Here is a 19,626-nt window from a genome sequence, read left to right as displayed (position 1 = left end):
CTAATCGGTCAAAAATATCATAGAAGACCACTTTATTCATAGCGAATTTTAGATTGTAAACACCCTTTCGAGGAATCCTTTTTCTAAATAACTATTGTCACACCCATCTAATTTGATTATAATCTAATTAGGTGTTGTTTGGAGGGTAAAGTATGCAACTGGATAGAATTGTCAATTTCCATAAAACGATTGGCGACAAAACACGCATTCAAATCATTGCACTATTAAAGAGTGGGCCATTGCACGGACAGGCGATTGCGGGAAAACTTGGTCTGACCCCACCCACCATTTCCTATCATCTCACAAAACTGAAAGAGATTAATGTTATCTACCAGCGGCGTGACAAAAACACTATCTATTTTCACCTGAGTGAAAAGCAACTCGCTTTTATGGCTGAGGCTATTTTGCGGATTGGAGGTGAAAAAGAAATGAATGAATTCAAGGTGGATGATCAGGAGAAATATAAAGTCATCCGAAATTTCTTTGCACAGGATGGCTCACTCAAAAGTCTCCCGGCCCAGCGAAAGAAGAAACTCATCGTACTGGAGCATCTTGTCAAAGGACTGAAGAAAGGCAAAACGTATCATGAAAAGGAAATCAACGATTATATCAAACCGTTTCATGAAGATTTCGCAACAATCAGACGGGAATTTGTCATGTGCGGCTTCATGAGACGGCAAAATGGCGAATATGAGTTAAATCCTGAAGAATTGTGGCTGATCCAATAATCACCTTATTTTTTGCTCAACTAATTAGATATTTATATAATTAGATAGGTTTGAAAACAGGTGTTAATCATGTCAAATTGGAAGGTTTGGAAACAGGAAAAAGGATATCGGAAATTATTCTGGGCGGGTGTAATCAGTAGAATTGGCAGCAGATTTACCCAGGTTGCTATGAGAAGGGTGTAACATTTCATTATGTACGTGTGTGATTACGCCAAAAGACCTTTATCAATCAACAAAACCTTTGAAACGAACATCATTGTCGTTTCAAAGGTTGGTGATTACAACTTCCTGATCCGAAAATTATCCTGCAGTACAGGCCAGTTTTGTGGGAATGGTGTCCCAAGTGCCCAGTAATTCACGCCTCGCAGACCATATTCCTTCACTGTATCATATTTTGCCTGCACACTGCGGGCATCTTCAAACCAGACTTCATGTGCCTGACCGTTTTCATCCACATAGCGGAAAAACGGTGATTGATACGTTTCATCGTATTGGATCGCTACACCATACCTTGCTGCCAACTGAATGGCTTCTTTCGGGTTGACGGTGCTGGCAATTGTGCCCTCAACCCATGGTATATTCCAATCACGACCGTATAAAGGCACTCCCATCACAATTTTATCCCGTGGAATAACGGTTACGGCATAATCCAACACATCTCTTACTTTATTGACCGGTGCTATTGCCCACGGTTCACCGCCTGCCCAGCCCCATTCGTATGTCATCAACACCACAAAGTCAACAATATCCCCGTGTGCTTGATAATCATGTGCCTCATACAACAGCCCTTGCTGATCGGCGGTTTCCTTAGGCGCCAGTGCTGTCGTAACCAGAAACCCTTCCGGATGTAATCGCTCTACAACACGCCTCAGGAAGTTATTATAGTTCTCGCGATCTTCCGGATATACATATTCAAGATCAAAATTGACGCCCGCATAGCCTTTCGAACGCATGACTGTCTGCAGATTGGTGATTAATTGTTCCTGCGCTTCCGGATTACGCAACACAGCCGCAGCCACGTCCGAATTAAACTCCCCCTGGATAAAGTTCGTCACTACCAAGAGCGGTGCAACATTATTCGCTCTTGCAGCCTCGAGCACCGGCTGTTCCGGCAATTCGGTGAAACTGCCATCTTCAGTGATGTTGTACGTGAATGGGGAAAGGTAGGTAAGATGTCTGCCCAAACGCAGAACTTCGGGGCGCCCCAGTTCATCCACTCGGGTTATATAAGCATTCACTTCGGTTACCGGTCTTGCTTGGGCTGGAATTCTTAACGTCTGCCCCGGAAATATCAAGCCTGGCTGTTCAATATCATTGGCCGCTATAATTTGTTCAGGGGTTACACCATACTGCTGCGCAATTCCCCAAATATATTCACCGGCCTGGACAATATGCGGGAAATAAGGATTTATCAACATTTGCCCGGGATATATTAATGACGGGTCCGTGATATTATTGGCAACGGCCAGCTCCTGAGCCGTAACTCCAAACATTCGTCCAATTTGCCATAATGTATTTCCGGGCTGGACAACATATTCCTGGCCGGGTTCAGGAATAACTAATGACTCCCCAACAACCAGCACATCCGGATTATCCAATTCATTCAACAAAACTATCTGATTAACAGCCGTACCATAATTTTGTGCAAGCTGCCATATTGTATCACCGCTTTGCACGACATGAATTTGCATAGTCTTTCCCCCAATTTGCATGCTCTAAATACCATCCTATTCGTTGGATGATTGTCCCAGTAACAAATCAGAGGAAAATAATACTAGGTTTGATTAATGTCAGGACGCGAGAAAGGATGTTTTCTGAACGTCGCATGATGGGTGTCGCGCGATTTGAGATGGTCGTCGCGCGATTTGAGATGGTCGTCGCGCGATTTGAGATGGTCGTCGCGCGATTTGAGATGGTCGTCGCGCGATTTGAGATGGTCGTCGCGCGATTTGAGATGGTTGTCGCGCGATTTGAGATGGTTGTCGCGCGATTTGAGATGGTTGTCGCGCGATTTATGCACTGTCGTAAACTCAGTGCATAAATACGCAGCGCAGACCGAAATCTCTATTGACGCGTCACACTGTTTATCATAAATCTGCTTTTCGGCAAGGACGGTATACGCGCCATACTGAAATTCAAATTTTGCTTTGGCATCTGATAATCCATATATTTTGCTAAAAATTCCAAGCTGACTTTCATGACGTCAATCGTTACCCACTCACCGGCACAGCGATGTCCCATATCATGATCACCGCCGCCTTGGGGGATAAAATCGAATGGGCTGCCTTCCCACTCTTTGAAACGTTCCGGTCTGAATTCACTTGGATTGTCCCATAAATCCGGATCGTGATTCGCCCCATAAACATCGAGTAAGACAAGCGTTCCTTTTTTGAATTGATGACCACCCCACTCAAAGTTATCCCGGACTCTAGCGCCTAAAAACGGACCGAATGGGTAGTAAACGGCGGACTTCCTGCACAAACATCCGGCTGTATTCATCATCACCTGTCTGAAGCTTTTCTTTCGTTTCCGGAAATCATGCATCGCCAGTGCCCCAATGTTACATATCGTCCCTAATTTGCTGTAATGGGCCTTAAAATATTCAGCAATTCCACTGCAGCAACTTGCAATTCCAGCAGTCTCCCATTTAAATCACGATGCCAGGCCATGGCGTACAGAGCTGTATCTTCACGTGGTTCTCGTTCCCCAATCCGAACCTGCTGAATAAGGTTTCTGGCCCATCGCTCTGAACGATTTCGCGCTGACCTTCCTTTCCAATGCCGGGGACCGACCGCTCCAAAAGCATCAATCATGGCAGCCAGATCGCTGGTACGCTGATTCAGTTCCTTGGCAAATAACGGCACATCAGCCCATTCACAAGCAATGCGGAACATGATTTTTTCTGATTCATGAAATAAAGACATTTTCCGTTTCTGTTGCCAGTTATTGAGTGCAACCTCCCATTGTTTGGCGGTAATATCCTTCAGTTCAGCGAGTCGCTCGGGCTTCATAAGTGACATAAACAGTTGTTTTCGATGCTTATGGGCTGCACCGTCCATCCCTTGTACCGCTTTTTTTCCAAACAGGCTTTCTTTTATTCGGTTTGGTGCAGCCCCTTTCCGTTTAAATTTTCCTTCATCATAAAAAACTTTTGCCGCCTCTTTTCCGCCTATGCAAATAACCTTCTGTCCCAACAACCGGGTTTGAAAAATATTTGACTGAAACCGCCGACGTCTATTGTGAAGATAATTATAGCCTTCCGTTAACATAGTAAGTGTATTATCCAATCCCTGCTCACGTGGAATTGCCATCATACTTGCCCCTTTCTTCGATAAAATCTGCTATTGTTTCTTTTTCCCTTACGCTTAAAAATTATTCCATCAGTCAAATACTAAAGCCGGCATGATATGAGTTCAAAACATGGAAGCTTGCATGCAAACTTGTTACGATTGACTAAATGAATTTAAAACTAGAGAAGGTGAGCATGTGCAAGAGAAAATCATCATTAACGATATGGAAATAAGTGCGTTTAACGTTCGGACGGATTCAGTCAATAAAAATGGGAAAGAGCTGACTAAGGTGAGCTTTGACTTTAAAGTGACGCACGAAGATTATCATGACGTTACGGTGCTGCTCTATGAGAATGATTTTGTTGTAAAAGTCCCGGGGAAAAACCTTGAATTCCCGGCTGCCATCAGTAGCTACTCAACTTCAATCACCAACTTATATGAGCCAGGTACCGTTGGCGATTTTAAACTGGAACTGACAGAAAAAGAATAAATATGGGGTCTGTCCCCCACCACGTTAATGCGCTAAAGTGGTAGGGGACAGACCCCCTTATAATCGACCTGTAATAAAGCCACTTGATAATCGGGCATTGTGTTTTTAAAATGGCTGACGATGGCTTGGCCCTGTCCTTTTGGAGCGAATGAAATCATCGTGGGGCCCGCGCCGCTGATGACTGTTCCGTACGCACCATGCTGTTTAGCTTCCTGCCTGATATCGTCATAATGCGGGATCATCTCTGCCCGGTATGGTTCATGGAATAAATCATGCTCCATCATTTTACCGGCCAGCAGATAATCACCGGAAGCGAGCGAAGCAATCAGAACATTGCTGACAGCACTCGCCGATGTGGCATGCTCTCGTTTGTATGTTTCCGGCAGAACACTTCTTGCCTCTTCTGTCATCAACCCTTTTTCCGGAATATACACAACTGCCTCTAAATCAGGGATAGGTAAAGACATCCAACCAATTTCATGGTTAATGTCAGTGGAAATGATAAATCCACCCATTAATGCCGGCGCAATATTGTCCGGATGCCCTTCAATTTCAGAACCCAGATCAAGTTTCTGTTTCTGCGTCAAAGACAGGCCACATGCCCGATCAGCCAGCTCAATACCGGCGACAATCGCTGAGGCACTGCTGCCCAAGCCACGTGCCAGTGGTATGTCACTCCAGACAACCATTTTGCAGGCAGGCAGCTCCTTATTCCAACGTGACGCAATATCACGGGCAGTCTGTACAATAAGATGATCATCAGCGCTTGTGGCCTCTGGCAAATGCGGTGAGTGCTGTTCAATCTCCCATTTATCGGATGGTGCAATATCAAGCGTTAAATATAAATCCAGCGCAAGCCCCATTGAATCGAATCCCGGCCCAATGTTTGCTGAGCTTGCCGGAACACGTATCCTGAACGGCTTCATACGTTCACCAGCTTCTCAATATAATTTGTCACAACCGCTTCGTCATTCGGTAAAACGACCGGATCCTCATCAATCTGATCGACTGCCGTCTGTGGATCCTTCAATCCATTTCCAGTCAGAACAGCGACAACCTTTGACCCCTCAGCGATTGTTTGATTCCGGCATTGCTGGATAACACCGGCAATCGACGCACAGGATCCCGGCTCAGCAAAGACACCCTCCTTCGTTGCCAGAAGCTTTTGCGCATGGGCAATGTCAGCATCCGTTACCGAACCAATTTTGCCGTTGGACTCATCACGTGCCTGAACAGCCAAATCCCAGCTTGCCGGATTGCCTATACGGATGGCCGTTGCAATTGTCTCCGGATTCGAAACCACTTCGTTTCGGACAATAGCAGCAGCCCCCTCTGCTTCAAAGCCGAACATTTGCGGCAGACCTGTTTGCTTCAGATCATGATATTCTTTAAACCCTTTCCAGTAAGCACTGATGTTGCCGGCGTTGCCAACGGGGATGGCCAGAACGTCAGGGGCGGAACCCAGCTCATCACACACTTCAAAAGCTGCTGTTTTTTGGCCTTCCAGACGATACGGATTGACCGAATTGACGAGTGTTACGGGCGCCGTTTCACTTATTTTACGGACAATTTTTAATGCATCGTCAAAATTGCCGTCAATCTCTACAATATCCGCTCCATACATCACAGACTGAGCCAGTTTTCCCAGCGCAATTTTGCCTTTGGGAATAACGATAACCGCCCGGATGCCTGCCCTTGCTGCATAAGCTGCGGCTGAAGCGGACGTATTACCTGTTGATGCGCAAATGACAGCGTTACTTCCTTCTTCAAGCGCTTTAGCAACTGCCAGGGCCATTCCTCTATCTTTAAATGAACCTGTTGGATTAATGCCTTCCACTTTTCCATGTAATTCAATTCCCAGCTGCTCCGAGAGATTCGGGAAATGAATAAGCGGTGTATTACCTTCATGCAATGACAATTCAGGTGTTTTGTCTGTAACCGGCAAATCGTTTTGATAATGATTGATCAGACCTTCCCATGTCATGCGTCAGCATCCCCTTCTACTTTATAAAAGCTGTTTACATCAAGCACGGAAGCAAGATTCTCAAGCTCCTCCAGCGCCTGATGCATTTTTTCCAGTGACGAATAGTGTGTAATAACGACAATTTCTGCTGTGTCAGGACTGTTTGACGGATTTTGCAGAATTTGTTTAAAGCTGATATCCAAATCGTTGAATAATGACGAAACCCGGGAAAATACACCTGCTTCATCCTTGGCGTGAAAACGGACATAATACTGCCCAAAGCGCTGATCTTTTGGTTTTAATTCCTTTTTGAAACGGGGTTCGACAATTTGACTGCCTGTCACACCACGATGCATATTCTTAATGACGGTCACAACATCTGATATGACAGCCGAAGCAGTCGGCATGCTTCCCGCACCTGCACCGTAAAACATCGCTTCACCAACCGCTTCACCATAAACATAAACAGCGTTGTATTCATTTTTGACATCGGCAAGTGGATGATCCTTGGAAATCAGTGCCGGCTGGACATTTACTTCCACCTGCTTGCCGTCAAATTTAGCAAAACCAATCAGCTTCATCGTGAATCCTAAATTATCACCATATTGCAAGTCTGCCAACTCTATATCCCTTATGCCGGTTACCTCAACATCTTCCAAATCAATATATGTTGAAAATGCGAGACGCCCTAGAATTGCCATCTTTCTGGCTGCATCAAGCCCCTCTACATCAGCGGCCGGATCAGCTTCAGCAAACCCGAGTTGCTGCGCTTCCTTCAGTGCATCTTCATAACTGACACCTTCATTATGCATCTTCGTTAATATGTAGTTCGTTGTTCCGTTTACAATCCCCATGAGCTGTTCGATATGATCTGAGGCAAATCCATCGGTAATTCCTCTTAAAATAGGAATCCCGCCTGCAACACTTGCCTCATAATAGAAGTCACATTTGTTTTTCGCTGCAGCCTCATGCAGTTCTGCACCGTGCAAAGCAACCAGATCCTTATTGGCTGTCACCACATGTTTTTTGGCGGCAAAAGCTTTTAAAATGGATTCGCGTGCTTCTTCAATACCGCCCATCACTTCAACAATGACATCAATCTCCGGGTCATTCAAAACATCATCAGGATCTGTTGTAAGCGCAGTCCCATTGATCTCCTCATCTACATCACGTGCTTTATTCGGATTCCGGACCAGTGCGCTTTTGACATGAACGTGACACCCAAGCTGATGCGCAATTTTTTCCTGATGTTTCTCAATCAGACTTATGACACCCGATCCAACGACGCCTACACCTAATAAACCAACCGATACATTATCTTCCATGTCCTCACCCCATATACAATTTAGTAATATTTTATACATTTAAACATGAATATTAAAGTATGGCAATAGCGAATCTTTTAAAAATATTATTTTGCCGTCCGAATTTAAACATGAGCGGAATATTGCACTTGTATGCACGCGGGATAAAGTGAAACTTGTAATATACTGAATTAGTTGACTCCCCTTTAAATACGTATTACAATTAATTTAAATTCAAGTTAATTAAATTCAAACTAAATAAGTTGGAGCGAATCGTTTATGGGAGAGAATTTATCATTAAAAGCGTTTGTTGTCCTGATGAAAGCTTCAAAGTCGGTAACCGAATACGTTAAGAAGGATATTGATCGATATAATATGAAGACAACCGACTTCGCTGTACTGGAAGCCTTATACCACAAAGGGAATCTGACTGTAAAACAAATTTCTGAAGCGGTGCTGATCAATACCGGATCAATGACATATGTCATCGACAAATTGGAGGCAAAAGATTTACTCGAACGCCAGCATTGCTCTGAAGACCGGCGTGTTGTCTATATCCATATTACTGAAAAAGGGAAACAGTTGATGGATGATATTTTCCCGCAACACCAGGAAGCCATTGAAGAAATTTTTCAGAATATAACAGACAAGGAAAAAGAAAAAGTCATTGATATCCTGAAAAGAATTGGGCAAACGTAATGTTTCAGAAATCGTGACACCGACGTGATCGTTTAAAATACTCATGAATCAGAAAGGAGACTTACCATGCAGCATATATTCCAAAAAGGTAATGACCAGACAAAACCGACGTTACTGCTTCTTCACGGGACTGGAGGTACGGAGCAGGATTTATTGCCGCTCGCCCGTGAGATTGATCAGGATGCCAACGTCCTGAGTGTCCGTGGCAATGTTTCTGAGAATGGAATGCCACGCTTTTTCAGACGGCTTGCGGAAGGGGTCTTTGACGAAGAAGATTTGATTGCCCGGACCACAGAACTGAATGAATTTCTTGATGAGGCAGCTGAAGAATACGGCTTTGACCGTCATAATATTGTGGCAGTAGGCTATTCCAACGGTGCCAACATTGCAGGAAGCCTGTTATTCCACTATCAAAATGCTCTCAAAGTTGCTATTCTGCATCACCCAATGGTACCGAGACGAGGTATTGAATTGCCGGACCTTTCCGGAAAACAGGTATTTATTGGCGCAGGAACCAATGATCCGATATGTCCAGCCGATGAATCAGAAGATCTTAAGTCCTTGCTGGAAAATGCGGGTGCCGGTGTTGAACTGCACTGGGAAAATATGGGGCACCAATTGTCAATGGGCGAAGTGAAAAGCCCGCTGCCGAGGTGGTATAATCGTCTTATAAGTTCAATAGCAACATTCGTAAGCGTATTGTTCGGCGTTTTCATGCTGAACTTTGGCGTTTTTCTGTAAAAGTTTGGCGTTTTCACGATTTAAAAGTCGTTCGGAGCTACTCCGAATGACTTTTTTTAATCTGCCACCAACATATGAATTTCATTTTCAGATGGATCCTTCACGACATACGTATGACTCTTTTCCTTTTAACGGATACGCCTAAGCTCTCCAGTTTTTCAATTTTTCCATTCTGGCTTTGTTCATCAGGAAAAAAACAAGCGATACCAATTAAGAACCTGCGGCTGTTTTCAGGTGTGCATTTCACCGCTCCATATTTAATCCAGATGTGATGATATAGTGAAAGCGAACATGCTCCGGGATATTTGTTACAATTTGGAACCCCCAGGCCATCTACAATAAAATTTCTCTGTATTTTTGCAGATTTGCTATGTAGGTGGATATGCCCCATAATCGTTTCTTCCGGCAAACCATCCCATTCTTGATTACTTTCAGCGAGCAAACTGTCGGCATCAAGTGGCTCAGTCGACATAGCAAACTTGTCATCCCAGCTCCATTCGATTGATGGCCGATCATGGTACACCCTCATCCCATTTGCCATCCGGGTCATTCAAATTATTAATGCTTTCACTGACTAAGTGATCAGACGCACCGAGACGTGCTCCTTCCTTGGCAACGTGTCTTAAAAAGCTGGAAAGATCGGCCCGTGATGGAAGTAAAATGGCAAAGTGAAACAACCCGGTCGTCCGCCCCTCTTTTGGTATAACATCTGCCGGTTGTTCCAGCGTTAACAAAGGCGTTTCCCCGTCTGCTGTCAAAACAGCCTTCCGTTCGGTTTGCTCCAGTTATCCGATATATCCTGATAAAAGGCAGTGAATTTGTCCAAATCTGTTACGTTTTATATTCACCTTCCCCCCGACATATGTTGCGGTTGTTCGAAAACTTTTTTTCCAATTAGTTCAGCCCTTCCTGTTAATCTATTTAATTATTATTATACACCTAGTTACTTTATGTAACCTATTATACACACTTTTAGAACATAAAGCAAGATTCTATTTTGAACAATGAACATATTTTTGTATACTTATCATAAGAAAATTCAGGAAAGGATGTCGTTAAATGATAGTGCGGGAAAGTCAGAATAAGTACATTATGATTGAACAGGATCACCATGCACGGCTTTCGGGTCAAATGGCGGCCAACCTGAAAGATTCGTTCTTTTTAGAGAGCAAATTAAACCCATCCGTTCTGTATGCCATTGAAAAACCATGATTTGGCCTGGAAAAATGATTGACAAAACAAGCCATTTTGGAACGGATTACAAAGCAGAAAACCATAATGCAATTTACCCGATTTTTCCAAACCCGCCAAAAACAAATATTTTAATAACACCGGCATCGATGAAGTGGAAAAAACACGATCCATACGCTGCCCTATTGTGCAGCGAGCATTACGTAGTTTCTTTGTGGATGATCGGGGAAGAAGAATCCCAAATTGTTTTTAACACCAATGAACGCGAACGGCAGCATCGGATTATTCAGCTTCTGGACAATTATTGATGAGCATATATTCCATGTCCATAGGCGGGGCTTGCTGCATTGTTTGACCAGTCTTTCATTGTATATTTTGTTTAACGAACCCGGCGCCCTTAAGGAAAATGAGCACCCTTTTTTTAAAGAAGGCATTCCAGTTTCCGCATTCCTTACCTTTTTTCATACGAACAAGATTAACATTTACTGGAAAGATGAAAAATCAGTCGAAATGGATGTCTTTCCATTTAATAGTCAAGTTAATATAACGATTCGACAAAAATCTGTGCCCAAAAAAGCCATAGCTGAAAATGGCTTAATCGAAAGTTACGAGCAGGCAGAGGAAGAGGCAGTTTCAGTCCAATTGTTGTAAGGTTGAACTCCAATGTTAGAGCAGGATCGGATAGTGTCCGTTTATGCCGGGTCGCGCCGATTTATGCCGGGGTTGTCGCGCGGATTTATGGCGGGTGGCGCTGTCGCGCGATTTATGCACTGTCGTAAACTCAGTGCATAAATCGTTTAATAATCTCGCGGCTGTGTCGTTAAAATACGCATTCGATACGCGTTCATGGCTGTTTCACCTAACGTGTCAAGCAGGTTATGATTCGCATACGCTCCAACAATAGCACCAAAGCCCGGAATGAGCTGCAGCAGCTTAATCAAATCAATATAATCCCGATATTCCTGCTGAAAAACCTCGCCAATCCATGTCAGCGAGTTTTTTCTTTTTCTAACTCCATTTTCGAGGGGTTTAAAAGGTTTCCCTGCGTTTGGAATCACTCGAAAAGGCCAGCTGAAACACATGGAGAAAATGAAAAAGGCGCCTCTCATATTGGCGTGTATCATATCCGTATATCGCTGCTGTTTCAAACAAGAACTTCATTTTAATCGATAAAAGCATCGGAAAATCAGCAAGCCCCAGAAAAAAACCTCCCGCACCTGTCCCGGCCCCTTCAACCACAGCTGTTTTGCGATAAGATGTGAGCTTTTCCTCCAGCAGTTGATCCTTTTCAAAAAGATTCAGACCCGCCGATTGATGCTTATTTGTTATGATATTAGAGCCAACCAGGGTTGCTTTTACCATATTTTTAATACTTTCCGTTATAATGCTATGAGCTTTTTCGGGAATCATCCCATTTAGTTTTGTCTGCGTCTTTTTCGACAGTTGGGTGAAGAGACCTGATTTTTTCAATACACTTCGCCGCCATGCTTTCAGGTCGTTATATACTTTTTGTTCATAATCATTCATGTTGATACCATCCTCTTTTCTTCTACTAATATATACGATTTTTCCGGAAAAAAGATTCAGGTATGCTTTTTATCATCAAAGTAAAATCAAGTGGATTTTATTCTGATTTATCGGAGGCGGATTCAGCCACATACAACACTTTCCCGCTTTTTCTAATTTCACTTATCAAGGATTCTGAGGCATTCTCAAGCTTAATCAAATCCAGGAAGAGTAAGGTATCCAATTCTTCTTCTAGCTGCAAAGTGAATTCCGCCCATTCACTTTGCTTCATTTTTCGATCAGACATGATACCCCACTCCTTTTCTGTACGCTTGATGACTGTTGATCAAGGACCCCCCCTGCTTCTCTCACTCAGCAATCGATTCCAATGCTTCTAAATTTAAAATATTAATCTTCCGCTGACCTGTCTGTTCAACCAGACCTTTGTCCTCAAAGTTTGCCAGACGCCGGCTAAGGGTTTCCTGTGTGGTGCCCAGGTAGGATGCGAGATCTTTTTTACTCATCGGCAGCGTTATTTGGGATGATGTCCCTTTTTCAGACTGTTCAAGTAAATAAGATGACAGGCGCTTTTCGACGTCCTGGGAACTTAACCGTTCAATTGTCTTTTCCGCATCTTTTAACCGTTTACTGCTTTCTGCCAGGATTTTAAAGGAGATTTCCGGTTTTTCTTCAAGAAACTCCTGTAAATCTGACTTGTGAATGGCGCATATTTCTGTCGGTTCAATGGCTTCGGCAAAGCTTGTAAGCCACTCATCCGTGAAAACGGCCAATTCCCCCATAAAATCACCAGGCTCCAGAATGCGAATCAGTTGTTCTTTGCCGGATTCAGCCAGGTTATACATTTTCACCTTGCCTTTATGCACGATATAGAGGTACTCAGAAGGTTCTCCAGCCTGGAAAATGAGATCCTTTTTGTCATATGACAGACTTCTGCTTGTAAGGGCTATTTCAAATTGCTCCTCATAATCAAGATGGTTGAAAATCGGTACTAATGATACACACAACTTTTTGGCTTTGTCATTATTTTTCAGGCTTCCGGTACTCACGCTACCGCCTCCCTTTACGCCTGTTAATACTCTACTCTGATACTCCCACAGCTAAAGCAGTGGGGTTCTGAATCCATTGTCCTTCTTCCGGCCGGCAGCCACAGACACATTTGCATGTGCTCGGCATTTAGGGTTGTTCGGGCTACTGGGACCATTTCCTTCAGAACTTTCACGGCCAAAGCAGCCTCTGTTGCCATTAACGACCGCATCTTTGACTTTCACAAGCCCGGTGGTATCACACCGCCATATGTGTCGCATTAGTTTTTGACACTGATTCCCGAATTTAAAATCATTCTTTTGCCGTTTACAATAGCCCGTATTGCCTGGCATGCAACTTTTTAAACAATGGAAAGGCTGCCTCACATTTGCTTCGATTTGGTTTGGTTCCTGACTTATTGGTATTCATCAATAAGAAGGCTGAATATAAAGTGAAACTTCATTCAGCGGTGCGGTTCTTACCGCTGAATGTTAGTTGAACAGAATCGGACCTTTACGGGCAGCTGGCGCCACAAGTCTTTCTTAATTTAATTGTAATATTGAGATAACCGAAAACATTCTTGGATGATGGTCTAATTCAAGGGTTAACACAAACGTTGGGGATGTGGTTTTGGCCAATGTGAACACCTCTTTAGCAAGGAACGTATGTTTTGTTTTTATTATATCCTATTGACTATCAGAAATCAAATTGTTTACTAAATACACTTAATCTTTTTAACTTAATTCATTTCAGATACTTCAAGCACCACAAAACCTTCTTTTGTGGCGCTCCGTATCTGACCTCACTTTCATCCCATGTCTAAAGACGATGGGCTTTCGCGTTCGGAGAATCTGTAATCAAAGCATTTTAGGAACTTACAGCATTATTCTGCGTTCCAGAAAAGATGGATTAATTTGACTAAGATTGGACAAAATGAATAAAGTATATTCTTAAAAAAATGGAGGTTGGTATAGATGGCTGGAGGTCAAAACAAAAAATATCAAACGAATATTGAACATGATGACACGCTGACAAACAAACAGGGTCATCCTGTCACAAACAATCAAGATCTAAGAACAGTTGGTAACCGCGGTCCTGCCACATTGGAAAACTATGATTACATTGAAAAAATCAGCCATTTTGACCGTGAGCGTGTTCCTGAACGTGTTGTTCATGCGCGGGGAGCAGGTGCCCACGGTTATTTTGAGTCATACGGCACAGCCGGAAATGAACCTGTTTCCAAATACACACGAGCCAAAGTTTTCCAGGAAAAAGGCAAACGTACACCTGTATTTGTACGATTTTCCACAGTCGTACACGGGAATCATTCACCGGAAACACTCAGAGATCCACGAGGGTTTGCCGTCAAATTTTACACGGAAGACGGCAATTGGGATTTGGTCGGAAACAACATAAAAATCTTTTTCATCCGCGATGCGATTAAGTTTCCAGATATGATTCATGCCTTCAAACCCGACCCGATTACAAACATTCAAGACAGCCAGCGCTTCTTTGATTTCTGTGCCAATTCGCCGGAGTCATTCCATATGGTGACGTTCATCTATTCACCATGGGGCATCCCAGCCAATTACCGGATGATGCAAGGGTCCGGCGTCAATACGTATAAATGGGTTAATCATGAGGGAGAAGCTGTACTTGTTAAATACCACTGGGAGCCAAAAGAAGGCATCAAAAACCTGACAGTTAAAGAAGCCAATAAAATTCAGGCAACAAATTTTAATCATGCGACACAGGATTTGTATGATGCAATTGAGAAAGGTGATTATCCGGAGTGGGAGTTATATGTACAAATTATGAGTGAAGGTGAGCATCCGGAGCTGGCCTTTGACCCGCTCGATGACACAAAAATCTGGCCGGAAGATCAATTCCCATGGTTACCGGTAGGAAAGTTAGTATTAAACAAAAACCCGGAAGATTATTTTACAGAAGTCGAGCAATCCGCATTCGGTACCGGGGTTCTTGTCGATGGTCTTGACTTTTCGGATGACAAAATGCTGCAGGGACGGACATTTTCCTACTCCGATACCCAACGTTACCGGGTAGGCGCCAATTACCTGCAAATTCCGATCAATGCCGCCCAAAAACGAGTCGCCACCAATCACCAAGGCGGAGCTATGCGGTATGAGCCTGAACGATCACCCAAAAAGAATCCGCATATCAATTATGAACCATCATCGTTAGGGAACTATAAGGAAGCGGAACAAGTCGGCAAGGAATACACACCAAAAGTGGAAGGGAACCTTGTCCGGGAGTCGATTGACCGGAATGATAATACCAAACAGGCGGGTGAGACCTTTCGCTGGTTTGCTGACTGGGAGAAAGACGAATTGATTTCGAATCTGGTCGGCGACATTTCCGAATGCACACAGGAAATCCAGGATAAAATGATCGCACTTGCCGAGGAGGCAGACGAGGAATACGGACGTCGTTTGCGTGAAGGATTGGAAGAAGCTGCAAAAATGATGTCAGACGGTTCAAGCAGAAATCCGCTCGGCAATAAGGATGCGGAAAAAGCGCCGGATAAAGCAGTTGAGAAAGGGAACGACTCCGAACCATACTAAGACATAAATCATGAGTCTGCCGCTGATTCAAATCATATAGAGCAGACTCATGATTTTTCAATCAAGGGGTTATCATTTGCTTAATCTAGTTAAGGTCGGATAAATCAATCGATTCTGCTACTTTAATCATCTGATCTTTCGGTAACTCGGATGAATGAATCGTAAATCCATAACTTTCCGTTACAATATATAACGATTCTCCCTTTTTATCATTGACAATATAGGCATTGTGAACGCCTATGCTAAGCTGATCTGATGCTTCAGTTTTAATTTGCTCAATTCGTTGATCAACACGGGCTGGGTCGTCGCTATTAAATGATTCCTGCCAGAATTTAAATATTTCTTCATCCTCTTGATTAAACGTAACGGACACATGCGATCCGGAACCGGACGCGCGTTTTACAATCTTGCCTACCTCAATATGATTTCCAGGTGAATAGCCAGGTAATCTTAAATCAAAACCTGATGCTTTAATGTCTTCTATATATGCTCCATTTTGTTGATCCACATAGTACCCCTTGCCGTTTTCGTTTCCTGAGTCGCCCGGAGCTTGAGTGACCTCATCAGCTTGTTCCTGACCTAAAGGCTGCTGGTCACCTGCCTCACTCATGATAAGTGGAACGGATACGCCAACAAGTAATAAAGTAGCCAAAACGGGTACAATCTTTTTCCCGAACCAATGTGTTATCCTGCGACTGCTTTTAACACCTTCTTGATCAATGGCCGAGAGAACGTTTCGACGCACATTTTGTTGTCGTTTATTATTCCAGGAGACATCATCATCCATTTTTTTAAGTAAATCGTTAAGATAGGAGTCATCATGATGTTTCATTTATAAACCCCCCCTTGATAAGCAGTTTCTCCAAATTTCTGAGGGCACGAAAAAGCGTTGATTTGACCTTGCTCTCGGACCAGTTTAGAATATGTGCCGTTTCCTGAACCGAGAAATCCTCTATTTTACGTAGGATGATCACTTGCCTGTATGACGTTTTCAGCAATGACAATGCTTCATACAGTTCCCTCGCCCCTTCCCGTATCTCGACAATTTTTTCGATTGATGGACCGGGGTCTTTTTTTCTTGAGAGAAAGTCCTCCATAATATTGATTGGTGCCTGCTTCCTTAAATAATCAATGGTGAGATTATGTGCAATACGATACAGAAAAGTTTTAGGATATTTCACTGTGGTTTCTCCCGACATATACTTATAGGCCTTAATAAAAGTATCTTGCGTCAGATCTTCAGCCCGCTGTACATCCTTTATCATTTTCAGAATGTATTTAAAGACAGGAGCGCTGTACTGATCATACCATTGAACGATAAGGTCGCGGTGAAACCTCTCCTTAGACAAGGTTTACCCCCCTCTAAAATTGAATTCATAGTATAGACGGTTAATATAAAAACTGGTTGCGGTTTTTATGTATTTTTTCAATAATAGTCCCGAAAATAATAATCTATAAGAAAACTGACAAAAATTAAGGTCTGCAGCCTATAACCAGCTGCAGACCTTTCGTTTATTGATCACCCCTGAATATCCCGTCTATTATAGCCAAACATCCCCACAACTGTTAACCCAATCGCAACAATAGTCAAGATGATAACAGGTGTCCATTCCATCTCATCCACCGGCAACTCGGGAATATACCCGAATGGTGACAGATTCCCGACCCAGTCCGGGAATTGGAACATATTGCCGAAATACAAGACGAAAAACGAGTACAAAACATAAAGCCAGATAAGGCCGCTTATTTTGGGCACAAATCCAATAATAAGCACCGCTAAGCCAACCATAGTAAGAACAGCAGGATAATAAGCAAGACCGGCACCATATATCACCCCGAATTCAAACGGTTCATCCATCACACTCGCACCTGCCAGCCAAAGACCTCCTGCGGCTAGGGACAGCATCAGAAATCCATTGATGACAGCTATTATCAAATAACCCAACAGCAGACGTGTTCGTGATACAGACCTGCCCAACACGTGATCAATCCGGACCTTCTTTTCTTCCCCGTTTAATTTAAGCACAGCCATGACGGCGGGAACTGTCCCAATCAAAGCCATAACGATCATCAACATGGAAACAAATTGCATGGTAAACGAAGCGCGTTCCTCTGAGACCAATACTTGCTGTATCGCTTCATTACTTCCAAAAAAAGAATCAAGATCGCCCATAACCGATCCATAAGAAATACCGACCAGGAGCATAGCAACTGCCCAGGAAATGATCCCGGCGCGCTGTAATCTAAAGGCCAAACCGAACGGACTGAGGAGTGACCGTGATGCATGTCTTTTTCCGGGTCTTGATGGCAGAAACCCGGCATCCAAATCCCGAATGGCATTCAAATAAAAAGCCAGCATGATCAAAATAACCGTACCGCCTGCCAGCAGCAACAGCACCCACCAGTTATTTTCACTGTACACTTCAGCACTTGATACCCATCCTAATGGTGAAATCCAGGACAGTGTTTCATTACTGACGTCCCCTATCGCCCGTATCAAGTACGCAAGCAGCAGCAGTGCCAATGAAAAGCCAAAGACACTCCGGGCATTTTCAGTTATTTGTGCCATCAATGCGGTTACCCCGGCAAAGAATATACCTGTCACCCCTAAAATCAGGCCATATAGCAAGGACCCAGACAGTCCCATACTATCGATGCCCAAAGCATACAAACCGATACCGGTAATAACCGCCAGCAATATATTTATTGAGACTAAAACGATAAAGGAAGCATTCAAATTCGCAAGCTTCCCTACCGGCAGTGAACGAACCATTTCCTGTCGGCCGTCCTCTTCCTCAGAGCGTGTATGCCGATTCATCAGCAAGATATTCATTAATCCAACCACGACTGCTGTCAAAAGCAGCATCTGGTGGGAGGTCATTGCACCTATTGTATAATTTTCCAAATCACCAGGGCCTACCATAGCCGTCATTGCCGGATTTTCCATTGTTTCAGCCATCGCATTACGATCCTGCTGCGCCGGATATAAATCGTCAAAAGCAACCGGTACCACCAAGGTAAAAAAAGACAGTCCAGCAAGCCAGATTATTATCCGCGTACGATCCAACCGCAACATTAATCGGGACAGCTTACCTGAGTTGGCAAAAGACCGTTGAAGCATCAGGATTCACCCCCTGCTCCTTCATAATGGCGCATAAATAAATCTTCCAAAGTCGGTGGGGCACTTTCCAGTTTCACGACACCAAACTGACTGATATACCGGATGACGTCATCCAATTCCTCCGTATTAACTTGCAGCGAAATCGTTTCATTGTTTATATCAACATCATGAACACCTCGCATGTCCTCCAGGCCACTTACTTGCTGTTTCGTCTCAACTGTCATGTGCGTCCGTGTTAAATGACGCAATTCATCAAGTGAACCTGATTCAATAATCTGACCTTCGCGGATAATGCCAACCCGATCACAGAGGCGCTCCACTTCAGACAAAATATGACTGGACAGCAAAATGCTCTTCCCTTCATTCCGCGCTTCCATCACACATTCCTGGAATGTTCGTTCCATAAGCGGATCAAGGCCTGATGTCGGTTCATCCAGAATGTACAGGTCAGCATCAGATGCAAATGCCGCAATAAGTGAAACTTTTTGCCGGTTCCCTTTTGAGTATGTCCTGCATTTTTTGGAAGGATCAAATTTGAATTTCTCAATCATTTCGTCACGCCGCTCTTTGTTTACCGATCCGCCGCGAAGTTTCATAAATAGATCGATAACCTCGCCACCGGTCAGATTCGGCCACAAATTCACATCCCCCGGAACATAGGCAATCCGCTTATGAATAGCCACAGCATCCTTCCAGACATCCTGGCCAAAGATGGATGCCTTGCCGCCTGTCGCCTTCAGCATTCCAAGCAAAACGCGGATAGTCGTTGATTTCCCTGCACCATTCGGACCAATAAAGCCGTACACTTCCCCTTTCCGGACTTCAATATTAATATTGTCCACGGCTTTAAAGTTCCCAAACGCCTTCGTAAGATTTTCCGTTTTTAAAAGCGCCATTTTTACAACTCCCCCTGCTTATAAAAGCTTTTTTTCAATATATCCAGATACGCATAAAACTCTTCCCAATA

General features: G+C 43.7%; 22 protein-coding genes and 2 pseudogenes. 9 read left to right on the top strand and 15 right to left on the bottom strand.

All coding sequences use genetic code 11. The annotated features are described in order from the left end of the window. The first annotated feature begins 152 nt into the window (after positions 1-152). Positions 153-728, top strand: a complete 576-nt coding sequence (locus tag Len3610_RS17200) for a DUF2087 domain-containing protein (RefSeq protein ID WP_176449021.1) — start codon at positions 153-155, stop codon at positions 726-728. A gap of 278 nt (positions 729-1,006) precedes the next feature. Here the strand turns inward: Len3610_RS17200 and Len3610_RS17195 are convergent, their stop codons facing one another. Next, positions 1,007-2,419 (bottom strand): LysM peptidoglycan-binding domain-containing protein, encoded by a 1,413-nt coding sequence (locus tag Len3610_RS17195; RefSeq protein ID WP_176449020.1) that lies wholly within the window; start codon positions 2,417-2,419, stop codon positions 1,007-1,009. A 116-nt stretch (positions 2,420-2,535) separates the two neighbouring features. On the opposite strand from Len3610_RS17195, the gene Len3610_RS17190 reads away from it, so the two are divergent. Beyond that, positions 2,536-2,769, top strand: a complete 234-nt coding sequence (locus Len3610_RS17190; protein WP_176449019.1) for a hypothetical protein — start codon at positions 2,536-2,538, stop codon at positions 2,767-2,769. Between the two features lie 23 nt (positions 2,770-2,792). On the opposite strand, the gene Len3610_RS21945 is transcribed toward Len3610_RS17190, so the two are convergent. Further along, positions 2,793-3,272, bottom strand: a complete 480-nt coding sequence (locus tag Len3610_RS21945) for a cytochrome P450 (RefSeq protein ID WP_369693600.1) — start codon at positions 3,270-3,272, stop codon at positions 2,793-2,795. A 29-nt stretch (positions 3,273-3,301) separates the two neighbouring features. Then, positions 3,302-4,042: a cytochrome P450 family protein gene (locus Len3610_RS21940; protein ID WP_369693599.1), complete on the bottom strand. Its 741-nt coding sequence runs from the start codon at positions 4,040-4,042 to the stop codon at positions 3,302-3,304. A 172-nt stretch (positions 4,043-4,214) separates the two neighbouring features. On the opposite strand from Len3610_RS21940, the gene Len3610_RS17180 reads away from it, so the two are divergent. After that, positions 4,215-4,508: a DUF3219 family protein gene (locus Len3610_RS17180; protein WP_255259669.1), complete on the top strand. Its 294-nt coding sequence runs from the start codon at positions 4,215-4,217 to the stop codon at positions 4,506-4,508. Between the two features lie 32 nt (positions 4,509-4,540). On the opposite strand, the gene thrB is transcribed toward Len3610_RS17180, so the two are convergent. Genes thrB through Len3610_RS17165 form a run of 3 tightly spaced genes read right to left on the bottom strand, consistent with a single transcriptional unit; the run spans position 4,541 to position 7,796 of the window. After that, positions 4,541-5,434, bottom strand: a complete 894-nt coding sequence (thrB, locus tag Len3610_RS17175; RefSeq protein WP_176449018.1) for a homoserine kinase — start codon at positions 5,432-5,434, stop codon at positions 4,541-4,543. Further along, positions 5,431-6,492: a threonine synthase gene (gene thrC / locus Len3610_RS17170; protein ID WP_176449017.1), complete on the bottom strand. Its 1,062-nt coding sequence runs from the start codon at positions 6,490-6,492 to the stop codon at positions 5,431-5,433. The genes thrB and thrC overlap by 4 nt, the downstream gene beginning before the upstream one ends. After that, positions 6,489-7,796 (bottom strand): homoserine dehydrogenase, encoded by a 1,308-nt coding sequence (locus tag Len3610_RS17165; protein ID WP_176449016.1) that lies wholly within the window; start codon positions 7,794-7,796, stop codon positions 6,489-6,491. Before Len3610_RS17165 ends, thrC begins: the two co-directional genes overlap by 4 nt. A 258-nt stretch (positions 7,797-8,054) precedes the next feature. Between Len3610_RS17165 and Len3610_RS17160 the strand changes: the two genes are divergently transcribed. Both Len3610_RS17160 and Len3610_RS17155 read left to right on the top strand, forming a co-directional pair. Further along, positions 8,055-8,474 (top strand): MarR family winged helix-turn-helix transcriptional regulator, encoded by a 420-nt coding sequence (locus Len3610_RS17160; protein ID WP_176449015.1) that lies wholly within the window; start codon positions 8,055-8,057, stop codon positions 8,472-8,474. 66 nt (positions 8,475-8,540) lie between these two features. Then, positions 8,541-9,113 (top strand): annotated as a pseudogene (locus tag Len3610_RS17155) (alpha/beta hydrolase); the annotation flags it as partial. A gap of 202 nt (positions 9,114-9,315) precedes the next feature. Here Len3610_RS17155 and Len3610_RS17150 read toward each other — a convergent pair. Beyond that, positions 9,316-9,744, bottom strand: coding sequence for a VOC family protein (locus tag Len3610_RS17150; protein ID WP_176449013.1), 429 nt, complete (start codon positions 9,742-9,744; stop codon positions 9,316-9,318). Then, positions 9,728-9,973, bottom strand: coding sequence for a VOC family protein (locus Len3610_RS17145; RefSeq protein WP_176449012.1), 246 nt, complete (start codon positions 9,971-9,973; stop codon positions 9,728-9,730). The genes Len3610_RS17150 and Len3610_RS17145 overlap by 17 nt, the downstream gene beginning before the upstream one ends. A gap of 301 nt (positions 9,974-10,274) precedes the next feature. Between Len3610_RS17145 and Len3610_RS17140 the strand changes: the two genes are divergently transcribed. Genes Len3610_RS17140 through Len3610_RS17130 form a run of 3 tightly spaced genes read left to right on the top strand, consistent with a single transcriptional unit; the run spans position 10,275 to position 11,057 of the window. Further along, positions 10,275-10,427 carry a DUF3891 family protein gene (locus tag Len3610_RS17140; protein ID WP_176449011.1) on the top strand — a complete coding sequence of 51 codons (153 nt, stop codon included), beginning with the start codon at positions 10,275-10,277 and terminating at the stop codon, positions 10,425-10,427. A 14-nt stretch (positions 10,428-10,441) separates the two neighbouring features. Continuing rightward, positions 10,442-10,714: a DUF3891 family protein gene (locus Len3610_RS17135; protein WP_176449010.1), complete on the top strand. Its 273-nt coding sequence runs from the start codon at positions 10,442-10,444 to the stop codon at positions 10,712-10,714. Beyond that, on the top strand, positions 10,665-11,057 hold the full coding sequence (locus Len3610_RS17130; RefSeq protein ID WP_255259923.1) for a DUF3891 family protein: 393 nt from the start codon (positions 10,665-10,667) through the stop codon (positions 11,055-11,057). Before Len3610_RS17135 ends, Len3610_RS17130 begins: the two co-directional genes overlap by 50 nt. A 146-nt stretch (positions 11,058-11,203) precedes the next feature. Here the strand turns inward: Len3610_RS17130 and Len3610_RS17125 are convergent. The 3 genes and pseudogenes from Len3610_RS17125 to Len3610_RS17115 all read right to left on the bottom strand — a co-directional run bounded on the left by Len3610_RS17125 (position 11,204) and on the right by Len3610_RS17115 (position 12,979). Further along, positions 11,204-11,933, bottom strand: a pseudogene (locus tag Len3610_RS17125) (EcsC family protein). A gap of 97 nt (positions 11,934-12,030) precedes the next feature. Further along, entirely contained in the window at positions 12,031-12,219 is a 189-nt protein-coding gene (locus Len3610_RS17120) for a hypothetical protein (protein ID WP_176449008.1), read from the bottom strand. Positions 12,220-12,280: 61 nt separating this feature from the next. Next, on the bottom strand, positions 12,281-12,979 hold the full coding sequence (locus Len3610_RS17115; RefSeq protein ID WP_176449007.1) for a Crp/Fnr family transcriptional regulator: 699 nt from the start codon (positions 12,977-12,979) through the stop codon (positions 12,281-12,283). A 951-nt stretch (positions 12,980-13,930) separates the two neighbouring features. On the opposite strand from Len3610_RS17115, the gene Len3610_RS17110 reads away from it, so the two are divergent. After that, positions 13,931-15,538 (top strand): catalase, encoded by a 1,608-nt coding sequence (locus tag Len3610_RS17110; protein ID WP_176449006.1) that lies wholly within the window; start codon positions 13,931-13,933, stop codon positions 15,536-15,538. A gap of 85 nt (positions 15,539-15,623) precedes the next feature. Here the strand turns inward: Len3610_RS17110 and Len3610_RS17105 are convergent, their stop codons facing one another. The 4 genes from Len3610_RS17105 to Len3610_RS17090 all read right to left on the bottom strand — a co-directional run bounded on the left by Len3610_RS17105 (position 15,624) and on the right by Len3610_RS17090 (position 19,555). After that, complete coding sequence (locus Len3610_RS17105) at positions 15,624-16,370, bottom strand: DUF4367 domain-containing protein (RefSeq protein WP_176449005.1); 747 nt, start codon at positions 16,368-16,370, stop codon at positions 15,624-15,626. Continuing rightward, positions 16,357-16,887: an RNA polymerase sigma factor gene (locus Len3610_RS17100; protein ID WP_176449004.1), complete on the bottom strand. Its 531-nt coding sequence runs from the start codon at positions 16,885-16,887 to the stop codon at positions 16,357-16,359. Before Len3610_RS17100 ends, Len3610_RS17105 begins: the two co-directional genes overlap by 14 nt. A 170-nt stretch (positions 16,888-17,057) precedes the next feature. Next, entirely contained in the window at positions 17,058-18,659 is a 1,602-nt protein-coding gene (locus tag Len3610_RS17095; protein WP_176449003.1) for an ABC transporter permease, read from the bottom strand. Then, entirely contained in the window at positions 18,659-19,555 is an 897-nt protein-coding gene (locus Len3610_RS17090; RefSeq protein ID WP_176449002.1) for an ABC transporter ATP-binding protein, read from the bottom strand. The genes Len3610_RS17095 and Len3610_RS17090 overlap by 1 nt, the downstream gene beginning before the upstream one ends. Positions 19,556-19,626 lie beyond the last annotated feature (71 nt).

The organism is Lentibacillus sp. CBA3610 (assembly GCF_013373365.1).
In the GTDB taxonomy this organism is placed as follows: domain Bacteria; phylum Bacillota; class Bacilli; order Bacillales; family Amphibacillaceae; genus Lentibacillus.
This window is presented reverse-complemented; position numbering and strand designations above follow the sequence as displayed.